This is a genomic window from Frankia sp. CgKIO3 (genome assembly GCF_977946435.1).
Map to the genome: position 1 here is coordinate 5,243 of NZ_CDWTMO010000071.1, position 14,113 is coordinate 19,355.

Genomic DNA, 14,113 nt, shown 5'->3' on the forward strand with positions numbered 1-14,113 from the left:
GGGCCCAGCGATGCCGAAGGGATTGTGCGATGACGACGGCCAGGCAGTCGAGAACCAGGGAGAAGCCCGCCCAGATCGTGGAGATGGCGTGGGACCCGATCACGCGCATCATCGGCAATCTCGGGATCTACACGAAGATCGATTTTGCCAATCGGCGGGTCACCGAGTGTCACAGCACCTCGTCGCTGTTCCGCGGTTATTCGGTGTTCATGAAGGGCAAGGACCCGCGGGACGCGGGTTTCATCACCAGCCGCATCTGCGGCATCTGCGGCATCTGCGGGGACAACCACACCACCTGCTCGGTCTACGCCCAGAACATGGCGTACGGCATCGCGAACCCGCCGATGGCGGAATGGATCATTAATCTCGGAGAGGCCGCCGAGTACCTGTTCGACCACACGATCTTCCAGGACAACCTGGTATTCGTGGACTTCTGCGAGGCGATGGTCAAGCAGACCAACCCCGGCGTGCTGGCCCGGGCAGAGGCCACTGCCGCACCGAACGCGGCCGTGCACGGCATGCGGACTATCGCTGACATCATGCGCTCGTTCAACCCGTTCGAGGGAGAGATCTACCGGGAGGCCCTCAAGGTCAGCCGGATCACCCGCGAGATGTTCTGCCTGATGGAGGGCAGGCACGTGCACCCCTCCACGCTGTATCCGGGTGGGGTCGGCACGATGCCGGAACCGACGGTGTTCACCGACTACCTCAGCCGGCTGATGGAGATCCTCGATTTCGTCAAGAAGGCCGTCGCGCTGAACGACGACCTGTTCGACTTCTGGTACGAGGCGCTGCCCGGTTACGAGGAGGTCGGCCGCCGCCGGGTGTTGCTGGGCTGCTGGGGCGCGTTCCAGGATCCGAACGTCGTGGACTACCGGTACGAGAACATGACCACCTGGGGCCGGGCGATGCACGTGACACCCGGGATCTTCGTCGATGGCGATCTGCTGACCACCGACCTGGTGGAGATCAATCTGGGTATCCGGATCCTGCTGGGCAGTTCCTTCTACCAGGACTGGGTGAACGAGGAGCCGTTCGTCACCCGGGATCCGCTCGGAAATCCGGTCGACATGCGCCATCCGTGGAACCAGACGACGCTGCCGGTGCCGCAGAAGCGGAACTTCGGGGAGAAGTACAGCTGGGTGATGAGCCCGCGGTGGCTCGACGCCCGCAGCGGCGAGCATCTCGCCCTGGATAACGGGGGAGGGCCCTTCGCCCGGCTTTACACCACGGCACTCGCCGGACTGGTGAACACCCCCTACGTCACCGCGACCGGGGCGCGGTGAACATCTCGCTGCCGCGCAGCCGCACGCTGCCCGCTGTCGACCTGCAGTGGAAGCCGCCGGCCTGGTCGAACGCGATCGAGCGGGACCGGGCCCGCGTCTACTTCGTCGCCTACACGGCGGCGATGGCGCTGTACTTCCTCGAGCAGGGCATGGATCGGGTGCGCTCGGGTGACACTCGGGTGTTCTGCGACTTCGACGTGCCGGACGAGACGATCGGCTGCGGTTTCCACGAGGCGGTGCGCGGCGTGCTGTCGCACCACATGGTGGTGCGCGACGGCAAGATCGCCAATTATCACCCCTACCCGCCGACGCCGTGGAACGGCAGCCCCCGCGACTTCTTCGGGACCCCGGGCCCCTACGAGGACGCGGTCCAGAACATGCCGATCTTCGAGGAGAACGGTCCGGAGGGGTTCAAGGGCGTCGACGTTATGCGGACGGTGCGCAGCTTCGACCCCTGCCTGCCCTGCGGGGTGCACATGTATCTCGGTCGGGACCGCACTCTGCGCACGGTGCACTCGCCGATGTTCGGGGCCAGCCATGGTTGATCCGGACGGCGCGGGTGGGCACCGGCTCGACGATCTCGCCGTGCGGGGCCGGCTCGCCCACCTCGACGAGGTGCTGGCGCAGGTGGAGCGCATTCCGGGGCCGAGTGGCGAGCTGGCGATCGATGCGGTGGCGACACTCGCGGCGGTGTACGGCGAGGCGCTGGCCCGAGCCGTCGGATACGCGTCGGGGGCCCCGGAGGTGCTCGCCGCGTTCACCGGCGACGAGCTGCTCGACCATCTGCTCGTCCTGCACGACGTCCATCCCGAGCCGGTCGGGGCCCGGGTCGCGCGGGCGATCGAACAGCTTCGGCCCGGGATCCGGGACCGGGGTGGGGAAATCGAGCTGAGTGGGATCGAACGGGGGGTGGCCGAGGTCCGGCTGACCCTCGGCGGGTGTGGCTCGACCTCGGCGGGGATCACCGAGGCGGTTCGCCAGGCCGTGCTCGCCGTCGCGCCGGAGCTGTCCGACGTCCGGCGCCTGCCCGCGCCGGGCGCACCCGAGCGGACCGCCTTCGTTCCCCTCGACACCGTGCTCGCCCGGCCCGTCGCTGACGGGGTGGGCCCATGACGTCCCCGATATCCCCGCGACGTCCCCGACGTCCCCGATATCCCCGACGGCCGACGGCGCGTTGCGGCGGCTCGTGCGCGCCGCGACCGGCCGCGCCGGCGCGGCCGAGGCCCGCTGCGACATGTGCCGGACCGCCGTGCCGGCGGAGCATCGGCACATCCTCGACGAACAACGCGACGAGCTGCTCTGCGCCTGCCAGGCGTGCGCGCTGCTGTTCGACCGGGAGGCTGCCGGGCGTGGGCACTTCCGGCTTGTTCCCCGGCGACGGCTGCGGCTTCCCGCACTCGACGCGGACGAGCTGGGTACCCCGGTGGGGCTGGCGTTCTTCGTCGTCGGGACCGACGGCTCGGTCAGCGCCCGCTATCCCAGCCCGATGGGCGCCACCCGCTGGGACGTCGAGCCCGGCACGTGGCGCAGCATCGTGCGGCGCTGCCCGGCGCTGGGTGACCTGACACCGCTGGTCGAGGCACTGCTGACGAACACCGTCCACGGCCGCCACGAGCACTGGATCGTTCCCGTCGACGACTGTCACCGGCTCGTGGCGGTCATCCGGCGGGAGTGGAGGGGCCTGTCCGGAGGCAGGCGCGTGCGGCCGGCGATCGACGGGTTCTTCGCCGATCTCGGCCGCCGGCCCGCAAGCCCGGTGCGGGCCGGGGTCCGGGAGCCCGTTGCGCCCGCACGGCCGGTCCATCTCACGGGCCAGGGCCGCGCGGGCCCCGCGGGGCGGGGCTGAGAGGAAAGAGAGGGAGGGGAGGACGAGATGGCCGAGATCCGAGTCGGTAAGCCCGACGTCGCGCCGGACGCCACCGCTCACGTCAAGGGGGTAGCGCAGGGCAACGCGACCGGTTCGTACCGATGGCAGGCGGGGCACCACGCCGATGGCAGCGCCGACGCACGGCGCTCCACCGGCGTCCGGCCGAAGAGGCGCAATCCCGTCGCACCGAGGAGCATGCCCAACCTGCCGCCGGGGTAGCGCCCAGCGGGCGGCGCACCACCCGAAGCCCGCGGATACCCATGAGAAAGCGGTACCGAGGAGGTGGAGCATGAGTAGTCGCAAGCTGGTGCTGGCGACCGTCGGCGTGGCCGGTGCCGTCGGCCTGTTCTGGAGGGAGTATCCGGCCCTCGTCCGATACATCAGGATCGAGAAGATGTGATGGCGGACGGCACGGCGGGCCGCATGACCCGGCCGGCGCTCTCGGTGGGCGGGGCCGGTGAACCGAGTCGGGAGGCCGGCCCGGGCGGCCGGGCCCGGCGACGGTTCGTCGTCCAGGGGCTGGTCCAGGGGGTCGGCTTCCGGCCGTTCGTCCACGCCGCCGCGACGGAGCTGGCTCTGACCGGCTGGGTGCGCAACGACACCGGCGGCGTGGTCACGGAGGTCGAGGGAACCCCCGGCGCGGTCGAGGACTTCGCCCGCCGGCTTCGCTGCGACGTGCCGCCGCTGGCCATGGTCGAGCGGGTCGTGACCACGGAGCTTCCGCCCTGTGGCGGATCCGGCTTCGCGATCGCCCGGTCCCGGCCGGCCGCGGGCGGGCGTACGGCGGCGGCCCCCGACGTGGCGACATGTCCGGACTGCCTGCGGGAACTGGCCGACCCCGCAGACCGGCGCTACCGGCATCCGTTCATCACGTGCACCAACTGCGGACCCAGGTTCACGATCATCACCGACCTTCCCTACGACCGGCCGGCAACGACGATGGCCCGGTTCGCCATATGCCCCGTGTGTGAGCGGGAGTACTCCGATCCGGCCGACCGGCGTTTCCATGCCCAGCCGATCGCCTGCCCGGCGTGCGGACCGCGCCTGGAGTTCGTGTCGCCGTCGGGCGCGCCGCGGACCGGCGAGGACGCGCTCGCTGCGGCGCGGCGGCTGCTCGCCGACGGTGGCGTCCTGGCGGTGAAGGGGGTGGGCGGCTACCACATCGCCTGCGTCGCCACCGACCCGACGGCGGTGACGACCCTGCGACGCCGCAAACGGCGCGGCGGCAAGCCGTTCGCCGTCATGGTCCACGACCTGGCTGCGGCCCGGGGCCTGGCGCATGTCGACGAGCCGGAGGCGGCCCTGCTCACCGACCCCGCTCGGCCCATCGTGCTGGTGCGCCGTCGCCGCGACGGCCGTCCCGCGCTCGCCGACTCCGTTGCCCCGGACAACCCCGATCTCGGTCTGCTGCTGCCCTACACGCCGGTGCACCATCTGCTGCTCGGCCTGCCAGGCGAGCCCGGGCCCGTCCATCGAACCGTCGGCACCGCCGGATGGCCGCCGTTGGTGATGACCTCCGGGAACCTCGGCGGCGAGCCGATCGCGGCCGGCGACGCCGACGCTCTGCGCCGGCTCGCCCCGCTCGTCGATGGCTGGCTGCGCCACGACCGTCCGATCCGGGTGCCCTGCGACGACTCCGTTGTCCGGGTGGTCGACAGTGCCCCGTCGCCGGTACGCCGCTCGCGTGGCTACGCGCCGCTGCCGTTCGAGGTGCCCCCGACGCTGGCCGTCGGAGCCGACCTCAAGAACACCTGCGGCCTGGGCTCGGGCCGGTCGGCCTGGCTCAGCGGGCACATCGGGGACATGGACGACCTGGCCACCATGCGCGCCCTCGATGCCGCCGAGCGGCACCTCGAGCACCTAACCGGCGTCACCCCCCGCCAGCTCGTCACCGACGCGCACCCGGGCTACCGGTCGCGCCAGTGGGCGGTGCGGCACGCCGCCGGCCGACCGGTACGGACCGTGCAGCACCACCATGCCCATGTGGCCGCGCTGATGGCCGAGCACGGCCTCGACGGCACCCGGCCGGTGATGGGATTCGCCTTTGACGGGACCGGCTACGGCCCCGACCGGGCCGTGTGGGGCGGCGAAGCGCTGATCGCCGACTACCACGGGTTCCGGCGCTTCGCCCACCTGGGCTATGTGCCGCTTGCCGGTGGGGACGCCGCGGTTCGGCGGCCCTGCCGGATGGCGCTTGCCCATCTGCACGCCGCCGGAGTCCGCTGGGATCCCATCCTGCCGCCGGTCGTCGCCTGCCCGCAGCCGGAGCGGCGGGCGCTGACCCACCAGCTGGCCAGCGGGCTGGGCTGCGTGCCGACCTCCAGCATGGGGCGGCTCTTCAACGCGGTCAGCTCGCTGCTCGGCATCCGTCACGAGGTCGACTTCGAGGCGCAGGCGGCGATCGAGCTGGAGGCCCGGGCGCGGGCCGCGACCGGCGGCGGCGCGGACGACCGCGAACGCCACGCGTTCGCCTTGCGCGGGCAGGGGCCGGGCAGGCCGCTGATTATCGACCCGGCGCCGGTCATCCGGGCGATGGTGAGGGATCTGTCGGCCGGGCTCGCCGTGGAGACCGCCGCGGCCCGTTTCCATACAGCCGTCGTGGCGATGATCGTGGACCTCGCCCGGCGAGTACGCGTAGAGGTGGGCCTTGACCTGGTCGGACTCACCGGCGGGGTCTTCCAGAACGCCGTTCTGGCGACGGCTGCATCCAGGGCACTGCGTGCAGGGGGCTTCACGGTGCTGCGGCATGCGCGGGTACCTCCGAATGACGGGGGGATCGCTCTCGGTCAGCTGCTCGTCGCCGCAGCGCGGGAAAAGGGGTGAGGAACAGGTGTGTCTAGCGGTTCCAGGACGGGTGGTGGGGATCGAGGAACGCCACGGGGCCCGGATGGCCGAGGTCGATTTCGGAGGTGTGCGCAAGGACGCCTGTCTGCAGTACCTGCCCGAGATCACGGTCGGCGAGTACGTGATCGTGCATGTGGGGTTCGCGATCCAACGGCTGGACGAACGGTCGGCGTTGGCGTCGCTGGCCACCTTCGCGCGGATGGGACTCCTGACCGAGGAGTTGGGTGACGGTGCGGACGGTGTGAGTGCCACGGCCCGCGGGGCCGGCGAGGAGGAGGGGATGACGCGGTGAGGTATCTGGAGGAGTTCCGGGATCCGGAGCTGGCCGGTCGGCTGCTGGAACAGATCCACGCGACGACGACCCGCCCATGGTCGATCATGGAGGTCTGCGGTGGGCAGACCCACTCGCTCATCCGGCACGGTATCGATCAGCTTCTGCCCGAGGGCATCGAGATGATCCACGGTCCCGGTTGCCCGGTGTGCGTGACCCCGCTCGAGATCATCGACAGGGCTCTGGAGATCGCCGCGCGGCCGGGCGTCATCTTCTGCTCCTTCGGCGACATGCTGCGGGTACCGGGGAGCGATCGGGACCTTTTCCGGGTGAAGAGCGCGGGTGCCGACGTCCGGGTGGTCTACTCCCCGCTGGACGCCCTGACGATCGCCCAGCGCAACCCCGATCGGGAGGTCGTGTTCTTCGGGATCGGATTCGAGACCACTGCGCCGGCCAACGCGATGACGGTTTTCCAGGCGAAACGGCTCGGCTTGGGCAACTTCTCCCTGCTGGTGTCGCATGCGCTGGTACCGCCGGCGATCGCTGCGATCATGGAGTTGCCGAGCTGCCGCGTCCAGGGGTTCCTGGCCGCTGGTCACGTCTGCAGCGTGATGGGCACCGGCGAGTACCCAGCTCTGGCGCGGCGTTACGGCGTGCCGATCGTGGTCACCGGCTTCGAACCACTCGACCTCCTCGAGGGCATCCGGCGCACCGTGGTGCAGCTGGAGGCCGGCCGACACGAGGTGGAGAACGCCTATCCCCGGGCGGTTCCGGCCGCCGGCAACCCGGCCGCCATCGCGATGCTGCGGGACGTTTTCGAGGTGGCCGACCGGGCCTGGCGGGGCATCGGTGTCATCCCGGGCAGCGGCTGGCGCCTGTCGCCGGCCTACCGCGACTTCGACGCGGAGCTGCGGTTCGCCGTGGCGGATGTCCACACGGCCGAGTCTTCGGCGTGCCGATCGGGCGAGGTGCTCCAAGGCCTGATCAAGCCGCATGAGTGCGTGGCCTTCGGACGGCAGTGCACGCCGCGGACCCCGCTCGGCGCGACCATGGTGTCCTCCGAAGGGGCCTGTGCCGCCTACTACCTCTACCGCCGGATGAGCACCTCTCCGGCGGTTGCGCAGGCCTCGCCGGAAGCGGGACGTGCGCTGGAGGTGGGACATGGTGGATGAGGCCGTGACGGCGGTGGATCCGGCCGCGTGGACCTGTCCTGTGCCGTTGGTGGAGTGCCCCACGATCGTGATGGGGCATGGCGGCGGGGGCGCGATGTCGGCCGAGCTCGTCGAGCACCTCTTCCTGCCGGCCTTCGGAGTCGCCGGCGCGGGCGGTCCGGAGGACCTGGGGGATGCGGCCGTGGTCACCGTCGACGGCGCACGGGTGTCGTTCACCACCGACTCCTACGTCGTTCGACCGTTGTTCTTCCCCGGCGGCTCGATCGACGATCTCGCGGTCAACGGAACTGTCAACGACCTGGCGATGTCCGGCGCCGAACCCCGATACCTCTCGACCGCGTTCATCCTGGAAGAGGGCACCGAACTGACCGATCTTGGCCGGGTGGCGGATGCGCTCGGAGCGGCGGCCCGTGCCGCGGGCGTCCGGCTGGTAACCGGTGACACCAAGGTCGTCGATGCCGGTCACGGTGACGGGGTCTACGTCAACACGGCGGGGATCGGCCTGGTTCCCGACGGCGTCGACATCCGGCCCGCTCGGGCCCGGCCGGGCGACGTCGTCCTGGTCAGCGGCGAGATCGGGCTGCACGGGATCGCCGTGCTCAGCTGCCGGGAGGGCCTGGAATTTGCCACGGCGGTCCGCAGTGACACCGCTCCGTTGCACGGACTGGTCGGCGCTATGCTGCGCACCGGTGCGGACGTGCACGCCCTGCGGGACCCGACGCGCGGAGGACTGGCCGCGACACTCAACGAGATCGCGCGGACCGCGCGGGTGGGAATCGTCATCACCGAACGGCATGTTCCCGTTCCCGAGCCGGTCCTCGACGCCTGCAGCATTCTCGGGCTGGACCCCTTCTACATTGCCAACGAGGGCAAGCTCGTGGCGATGGTCGCGCCGCGGGGCGCCGATCGGGTGCTTGAGGCGATGCGCGCGTGCCCACTCGGCCGAAACGCGGCCGTGATAGGTATGGTGACCGCGGAACACCCGGGAATGGTGGTCGCGAGGACCGGTCTCGGCGCGAGCCGCGTGGTGGACCTCCCGGTCGGCGAGCAACTTCCCCGAATCTGCTGAATCCCTGAGCTGTTTTCGAGTTGAGGGCGGACCCGTGCATTCTGGTCCGCGCCTCTGTCGCTGAATTCGACGAGATCCTCGGGCAGGTGGAATGGTGACGTGCATGCCTGTCAGTCTCTCGGTGGCGGGCCGGGGCTCAGGGAGTGACTGACCGGCGCGCCGCGGGCGTCCGGCGGAATGCGGCGAGGACGTCCTCCCGACGTTCGGAGACAGGCGTCGGCGGCTCGGGATGGCGACAATCATGGTCAGGTGGCCGGGGACGATGTGGACGTGAACATGGTTGTAAGCGTAGCCCCCTCGCCCGGCAGTATCGAACACATGTTCGTTCCTGTGATCGCGGATCCGTCTTGGGGGTGTGGTCGTAATCGCGAAAGGATGACCCATCGTTCCGCGTTGAACGTTGGTCTCAACCGAGGTAGCGTGGGTGGGCATTGGCGCGGTTGTTTCCGTCGAGGGTGAGGGTGGATGCGTCGGGCTTGCGGTCGGTTGGGGCTGTGGGGGTATGCTTCACTCTCGAGCCGTCCGGCTCGCCACGTGGCGGTTGAGTGGGCGAAGTGGCGGTGGATAATCGTATGGTCTTTCGGGTGTTGTTGAGGTGAGTCATGAGTACAGGTAAGGTTCTTCGCTTCGACCATGTTCGGGGTTACGGTTTCATAGCTCCCAGTGACGGAGGAGACGATATTTTCCTACATGCCAATGATCTTCTTATTGAGAAGAATCTCGTCGTCCCCGGGGCCGTCATGGAGTTCGAGATCGAGGAGGGCGAGCGTGGGCTGAAGGCCAGTTCGGCCCGCATCCTCAGGTCCACACCTGCGGCTTCGGGCCTGGCCGCTCCGGCGCCGACGAGGGGAACCGTCCACGCGGACGATTCCGACGCTCTCTGTGACGTCCTGCCGGTCGGGGAGTTCACCCAGGAAATCACCGAACTGTTGCTCCGGATCGACCCGACCCTGACGGGGACGCAGATAGTTCGGGTCAGAAGCGAGCTGATGGGCGTGGCCGAGAAGTACGGTTGGATCGAGAACTGACGCGTATCCGGGCGCCTTTCCCGTGTCCGGCCGTCTCTTGCCCGGACGTGGGAGGCCTCAGGGCCTCGGGGGCGGGAGGATCTGGATCGCGCGGGCGGTCCGGCGGAGCCGGGCAGGCGCCGTCGTTCGGCGTCCCGCGCGGCGGCGGTTCTTCCCGCCGGGGGGGGGGGAACCTACAGCTCGACGAAGCCGGACACGCAGGTGATCGTTTCGCCGCCGATCCAGACCGTGCCGTCCGCATCAGCGGAGATGTGCACCCGTCCGGTCCGGTGGAGCAGTGTTCCCTGGCTCACCGTGTAAGGCGCGCTCGCTCGTCCGGTCCGGAGCAGCCATTGGGCGACGGACGCGTTGAGGCTTCCGGTTACCGGATCCTCCCTCATCGTGCCGTTCACGGGGAAGAAGGCCCGAACTTCGAACGTCTCGGTCGACTCTGGCGGATACGGGCCGAGCACGCCGAGATGCAGGTCGACGATGCCCGGTTGCAACGCGAGGACCGCCTCGGCGCTGTCGAGCAGAACAGCAATCCATCCCGGCCCGTTGTCCGCCCACTCGGCGGCCACGATGTCGTCGCGGGCGATGCCCAGCACCGTGCTGATGCGCTGGATGAGTGCCTCCTCGACCGGCCCCGAGCGTCGCAGCGGGGGTGCGGCGAACGCGAGTCCGTCCGCGGTCCGCCGAACGGGAATAAGCCCGGCACCGCACTCCTGAACGACCACATCGCCCCGTTCGGCCGGAGGCCGGGTGGTCAGCCAGGCGTGGCAGGTACCCAGCGTGGGATGCCCCGCGAAGGCCAGCTCGGCACCGGGCGTGAAGATCCGGACCCGGTAGTCGGCGTCCGGTGAGGTGGGCGGCAGGATGAAGGTGGTCTCCGAGAGGTTCGTCCACCGGGCGAACCGTTGCATCTCCTCCGGGTCGAGTCCCGATCCGTCGAGCACGACGGCTACCGGATTGCCCTGATATGGGGATCTTGAGAAAACATCGATCTGTTGGAAGGGACGCGGCATCGGCCCAGTGTCCCGCGGCCCGCCGGCTGACCGCGCGGATGCGGGCGAGGAATTCCTGGATTCCGATCGCCAGGCGGCTGGAGACGATGGGGCGTCACCAGGAGCGGGCCGGCGCGGGAATGCCTCCGGGTGCATATCAGCATGAAGGCGTGAGTTCCTCCGCCGACACCCATAGCCGACCCCATCACGCCGAGGCGGGTGGCCGCCCGCCTCCGCCAGAACCGCGAGGCCGCCCGGCAGAACCTCCGTGCCACCTCCGTGCCGAACTCGACTTCGAGACCAACCTGCGGTCCGAGGTATGGTCGCTCCACATCGGGCCGGCGCTCGGGCTTGGCCCCGACGAGGTGGAACGGGACGTTCAGGAGCTCGTCGCGCACGCCCGAGCGGAGATCCGTAACGGCCAGGCCGAGCTGATGGATCCGGGAGTGATGGATCCGGGAGTGCCGTGACGCCTCAGGTTCATCGTCGGCGACGACGCGGATCCGGTACCTGGTGCCAGTACCTGGTGCCCGGCGCCGGGCGCGTGGGGCCAGGTCAATCGAGCGCGACGATTCAACCGAACGCGATGATTCAGTCGAGCGCGACGACGAGACCGCGCAGCTCGTAGGCCGCGATCTCGTCCCGGAGGGTGACCTGAGGTGGGCTGGCCATGCGTAGGCCGTCGAGCATGAACAGCTTGTGCAGGAAGATGTCGGTTTCGTGGATGGCGACTGTGTGCGCCGGGGCATTTGTGGGGCCCCTCGCCGAAGCTCAGCCCCGCCGGACTCACGCCGTCGCCGATCGGGCGGGCGGGCGGACCGTGTACGGGTCGGCGCCGATGGCCTGCGTGTCGACGTTGGTGCTGCTCACCGCGATGTCGATCTGGGCGCCGGCTGGGATCGTCAGCGGGCCGCGTGGGCCCGGTAGGTGGATGTCGGCTGTCGTGCGCCGTTTGTAGAGTGGAGATGACCGGTTCCAATCGCAGGAGCTCGTGCAGGATCGCGATCCGTTCGGTCTGGTCGGCGTCGCGGTAGCGGGCGCGCAGTGTGTCGTCGGCGAACAGGTGCCAGGCGGCGACGTTGATGAACTCCCGAGTGGTGATCATTCCTGCGGGTGCGAAGGTGACGCACTCGGCGAAGATCTCGGCGTTGGTGCAGCCTTGATCGATCATGTGTGAGATGAGGTCGTCGGTGCGTCGCCGACGGCGGGCGCGTACCGCGGGGCGCACGTCAGCGAGGTAGAAGGCGAGGGCGTGGCGGTTCTGCCGGATGAACTGCCTGATGCCGCGGATGCTGGTGACATTCGGCGGTCCGAGGTCTCCCTGGGCGAACCGTTCCAGGCGGGCGGCCATGCCGGGGCGGCTGTTGGTGAGGCCGATCACCGCGGCGGCGATCTCGACGGCGAGGGCGAAGCTGAGCTCGGACAGGTCGACGCTCCGCTCTCGGCGCAACCGGTCGATCTGCTCGTCGGCGACGCGGTGCATCAGCTCGCGGTAGTGCTCGTCGACCCTGCGTAGAGTGAAGAATCGTGCGGTCAGCCGGCGGCGTTCCCGGTGCTCGGGGCCGTCGCTGTGCAGCACCGGCCGGCGGATCCGCTTGGGGATCGCCTTAGAGGCGTCGATACCGAGGCCGGCCTGCTTGGTTTCCAGGCTGCGCAGCACCGCCTGTCCGGCGGCGTACCCGCTGATCCGCCATACGCCGTCGGCGCCCTGCACGACCGGGCATCCGCCGTTCGGGTCTTCGCGGTTGATCTTGCGTGCCGACGTCCCGACGTCGGTCACCACGGGATCCGCCATGGATTCTCCTTCCCAGGGCACTCCGGAAACCAACCGGGGGCGCGGCTTCAGGGCCGTCATGACTGACCGGTGAGGCGATGGAGTGCTGCTGATGTCTATCGAATCGTTGGTGGATGCGAGGGAAAGCCTCCGCCGCCCCTGCGGCTGGCTTGTTCGGGTAACGGCTCGAGGCGGAGCCGGGTAGCATCGGAGGAAGCCGTCGGCCGGACGCCCGAAACCTCTTGCAATGGCCTGTGCGCCGGCAATGGTGCCCTCAGCGCGGGGAATCCGTGACGGTCCCGGCCGTGACGGTCCGCCAGGTTCGGCGGCATGCCTCAACGGTTCTGGTCGCTTTTCACGCTCCGGGTCCGGATCCGGGTCCCGTCCGACTTTACCGGAAGGATTGGGAGGGTCGGCTCATTCGTGCCCTCATTCGTACTCTCCGGGGCGCAGCAGCGGGCCGTGATCTGACTACCCAATTGTGTCGGTTGGTGGGCGGGGCGTTCACGCCGAGCGTGGTCACGGCGCTTTTTCGGAAGCTCGCCGTCATGGTCTACGGCAGGCCCGGCAAGGCGATCGCGACGGGAATCACGTGTCGCGCCCTTCCGTGCCGCGTGAAGGATTTCACGCCGATCGGGACGCCCTCCGCGTCCCGCCGTACTTCCCGTCGGATGCCACCTCGGTGGTGCAGGTGACGCCCTTCCCGGCAGTGACCGCGCCACTGAACGTGAATGTTCCGGCGCCGGACGCAGATAGTGAATGCAGATAGTGAATACATTATCATCTGGTATCTCGGTCGCCCGGCGTGGCCGGCGTCCGGCCGGACCGGCCGAGTTGTGGGGAGCAAGGCACGGTCCAGGGACCGCGGACCGTGCTCAGGTCCCCCAGATTCGCCGGCCGAAGGCCAGTCGAAGGATCGTGGGCGCCGCCTGAGTGAGCGGGTGCGAGCGGGTGCGGTGGGAGGCCGGCGCACGGTTTGCGCGGTTTGTTTAGTTCGTGCGGTCCGGGCGGGGTGAGAGGACCGCCGATACCGCCGCCGGCCCCGTACCGGACCGGGAGATGGCCACCCTGGCCACGGCCACCCTCGCCGTCGCGCTCCGCGGGTTCACCTCCGTGAACTTGGACGTCAGATCCGGTGTTCGGTAAGTACCTCGGCGGTGAGTTCCTGGGCTTTCTGGGCGCGGTCGGGTTGCGCGAGGTGGACGGCCACGAACAGGGCGTCGAGGACCGTCGCGTGGATGATGCGGCTGCTCATGGCCTCGACTCGGTAGTTTGTTTCGCTGCTGCCGGCGACGAGGGCTACGTCGGCCAGCCTCGTCAGGGGGGATCGGAAGAAGCTGGTGAGGGCTATGGTCGTGGCCCCCGCCGCGCGCGCCGCGGCGGCGCCGGCCAGGGTTTCACGCGTCTGCCCGGTGTGGCTGATGGCCAGGCAGGCGGAAGCGGGGGGCAGCAGGCGCGCGGCCACATGTTGGACGTGGACGTCGGCGGGGGCTTCGACGAGCAGGCCGAGGGTGCGAAAGCGGTAGGCGGCGTCCTGGGCGAGGGGGGCGGACGTCCCCGCGCCGATGAGCAGGACCCGGTCAGCGCGATGCAGGGCGTCGACCGCGCGGGCGAATGCCGTGCGGTCGACGGTGCGGGTGGTCTCGGACAGGGCCGCCTCGGTGCTGCGGAGGATCTTCTCCAGGATGGTGGCAGGGGAGTCGGCGTGAGTGACGTCTTCGTGAAGGCCGCGTTCGGGGGGAATCGCTTCGCCGGCGAGACGGATCTTGAGGTCGGCGAAGCCCTTGAGGCCGAGGTCCTGACAGAACCGGACCACGGT

The 14,113-nt window shown here is 69.6% G+C and carries 15 protein-coding genes; 13 read left to right on the forward strand and 2 right to left on the reverse strand.

Annotated elements, in window-relative coordinates; genetic code table 11:
• Positions 1-29: 29 nt before the first annotated feature.
• The 10 genes from AC08OJ_RS10225 to AC08OJ_RS10270 all read left to right on the forward strand — a co-directional run bounded on the left by AC08OJ_RS10225 (position 30) and on the right by AC08OJ_RS10270 (position 9,537).
• A complete protein-coding gene (locus AC08OJ_RS10225) occupies positions 30-1,286 on the forward strand; it encodes a nickel-dependent hydrogenase large subunit (protein ID WP_476595608.1) in 1,257 nt (418 codons plus the stop codon).
• Positions 1,283-1,831, forward strand: coding sequence for a nickel-dependent hydrogenase large subunit (locus AC08OJ_RS10230; protein WP_476593939.1), 549 nt, complete (start codon positions 1,283-1,285; stop codon positions 1,829-1,831). Before AC08OJ_RS10225 ends, AC08OJ_RS10230 begins: the two co-directional genes overlap by 4 nt.
• Positions 1,824-2,399 carry a NifU family protein gene (locus tag AC08OJ_RS10235; protein WP_462186350.1) on the forward strand — a complete coding sequence of 192 codons (576 nt, stop codon included), beginning with the start codon at positions 1,824-1,826 and terminating at the stop codon, positions 2,397-2,399. The genes AC08OJ_RS10230 and AC08OJ_RS10235 overlap by 8 nt, the downstream gene beginning before the upstream one ends.
• 61 nt (positions 2,400-2,460) lie before the next feature.
• Positions 2,461-3,132 carry a DUF5947 family protein gene (locus AC08OJ_RS10240; protein WP_476593938.1) on the forward strand — a complete coding sequence of 224 codons (672 nt, stop codon included), beginning with the start codon at positions 2,461-2,463 and terminating at the stop codon, positions 3,130-3,132.
• Between the two features lie 27 nt (positions 3,133-3,159).
• Positions 3,160-3,372 (forward strand): hypothetical protein, encoded by a 213-nt coding sequence (locus tag AC08OJ_RS10245; protein ID WP_462186348.1) that lies wholly within the window; start codon positions 3,160-3,162, stop codon positions 3,370-3,372.
• Positions 3,373-3,552: 180 nt separating this feature from the next.
• Positions 3,553-5,976, forward strand: coding sequence for a carbamoyltransferase HypF (gene hypF / locus AC08OJ_RS10250; protein WP_476593619.1), 2,424 nt, complete (start codon positions 3,553-3,555; stop codon positions 5,974-5,976).
• 7 nt (positions 5,977-5,983) lie between these two features.
• On the forward strand, positions 5,984-6,289 hold the full coding sequence (locus AC08OJ_RS10255; protein ID WP_476593620.1) for a HypC/HybG/HupF family hydrogenase formation chaperone: 306 nt from the start codon (positions 5,984-5,986) through the stop codon (positions 6,287-6,289).
• Positions 6,286-7,440, forward strand: a complete 1,155-nt coding sequence (gene hypD / locus AC08OJ_RS10260) for a hydrogenase formation protein HypD (RefSeq protein WP_476593621.1) — start codon at positions 6,286-6,288, stop codon at positions 7,438-7,440. The genes AC08OJ_RS10255 and hypD overlap by 4 nt, the downstream gene beginning before the upstream one ends.
• A complete protein-coding gene (hypE, locus tag AC08OJ_RS10265) occupies positions 7,430-8,509 on the forward strand; it encodes a hydrogenase expression/formation protein HypE (RefSeq protein WP_476595609.1) in 1,080 nt (359 codons plus the stop codon). The genes hypD and hypE overlap by 11 nt, the downstream gene beginning before the upstream one ends.
• A gap of 602 nt (positions 8,510-9,111) precedes the next feature.
• The gene (locus AC08OJ_RS10270) at positions 9,112-9,537 is read left to right on the forward strand and encodes a cold-shock protein (RefSeq protein ID WP_476593623.1); all 426 of its coding nucleotides are present in this window, start codon (positions 9,112-9,114) and stop codon (positions 9,535-9,537) included.
• Positions 9,538-9,710: 173 nt separating this feature from the next.
• On the opposite strand, the gene AC08OJ_RS10275 is transcribed toward AC08OJ_RS10270, so the two are convergent.
• Complete coding sequence (locus AC08OJ_RS10275; RefSeq protein WP_476593624.1) at positions 9,711-10,541, reverse strand: PhzF family phenazine biosynthesis protein; 831 nt, start codon at positions 10,539-10,541, stop codon at positions 9,711-9,713.
• A gap of 149 nt (positions 10,542-10,690) precedes the next feature.
• Here AC08OJ_RS10275 and AC08OJ_RS10280 point away from each other — a divergent pair, with 149 nt between their 5' ends.
• From AC08OJ_RS10280 to AC08OJ_RS10290, 3 genes are all read left to right on the forward strand, one after another.
• Positions 10,691-10,990 carry a hypothetical protein gene (locus AC08OJ_RS10280; RefSeq protein WP_476595610.1) on the forward strand — a complete coding sequence of 100 codons (300 nt, stop codon included), beginning with the start codon at positions 10,691-10,693 and terminating at the stop codon, positions 10,988-10,990.
• A gap of 521 nt (positions 10,991-11,511) precedes the next feature.
• Positions 11,512-11,697, forward strand: a complete 186-nt coding sequence (locus AC08OJ_RS10285) for a hypothetical protein (protein ID WP_476595611.1) — start codon at positions 11,512-11,514, stop codon at positions 11,695-11,697.
• A gap of 75 nt (positions 11,698-11,772) precedes the next feature.
• Positions 11,773-12,036 (forward strand): hypothetical protein, encoded by a 264-nt coding sequence (locus tag AC08OJ_RS10290; protein WP_476595612.1) that lies wholly within the window; start codon positions 11,773-11,775, stop codon positions 12,034-12,036.
• Positions 12,037-13,420: 1,384 nt separating this feature from the next.
• Here AC08OJ_RS10290 and AC08OJ_RS10295 read toward each other — a convergent pair.
• On the reverse strand, positions 13,421-14,113 hold a 693-nt coding region (locus AC08OJ_RS10295; RefSeq protein ID WP_476593626.1), incomplete at its 5' end, for a MurR/RpiR family transcriptional regulator.

Coding starts and splice junctions, on each gene's coding strand:
- AC08OJ_RS10225 (WP_476595608.1), top strand. CDS start 30: ATGACGACGGCCAGGCAGTCGAGAACCAGGGAGAAGCCCGCCCAGATC.
- AC08OJ_RS10275 (WP_476593624.1), bottom strand. CDS start 10,541: ATGCCGCGTCCCTTCCAACAGATCGATGTTTTCTCAAGATCCCCATAT.
- hypE (WP_476595609.1), top strand. CDS start 7,430: ATGGTGGATGAGGCCGTGACGGCGGTGGATCCGGCCGCGTGGACCTGT.
- AC08OJ_RS10245 (WP_462186348.1), top strand. CDS start 3,160: ATGGCCGAGATCCGAGTCGGTAAGCCCGACGTCGCGCCGGACGCCACC.
- hypF (WP_476593619.1), top strand. CDS start 3,553: ATGGCGGACGGCACGGCGGGCCGCATGACCCGGCCGGCGCTCTCGGTG.
- AC08OJ_RS10235 (WP_462186350.1), top strand. CDS start 1,824: ATGGTTGATCCGGACGGCGCGGGTGGGCACCGGCTCGACGATCTCGCC.
- AC08OJ_RS10270 (WP_476593623.1), top strand. CDS start 9,112: ATGAGTACAGGTAAGGTTCTTCGCTTCGACCATGTTCGGGGTTACGGT.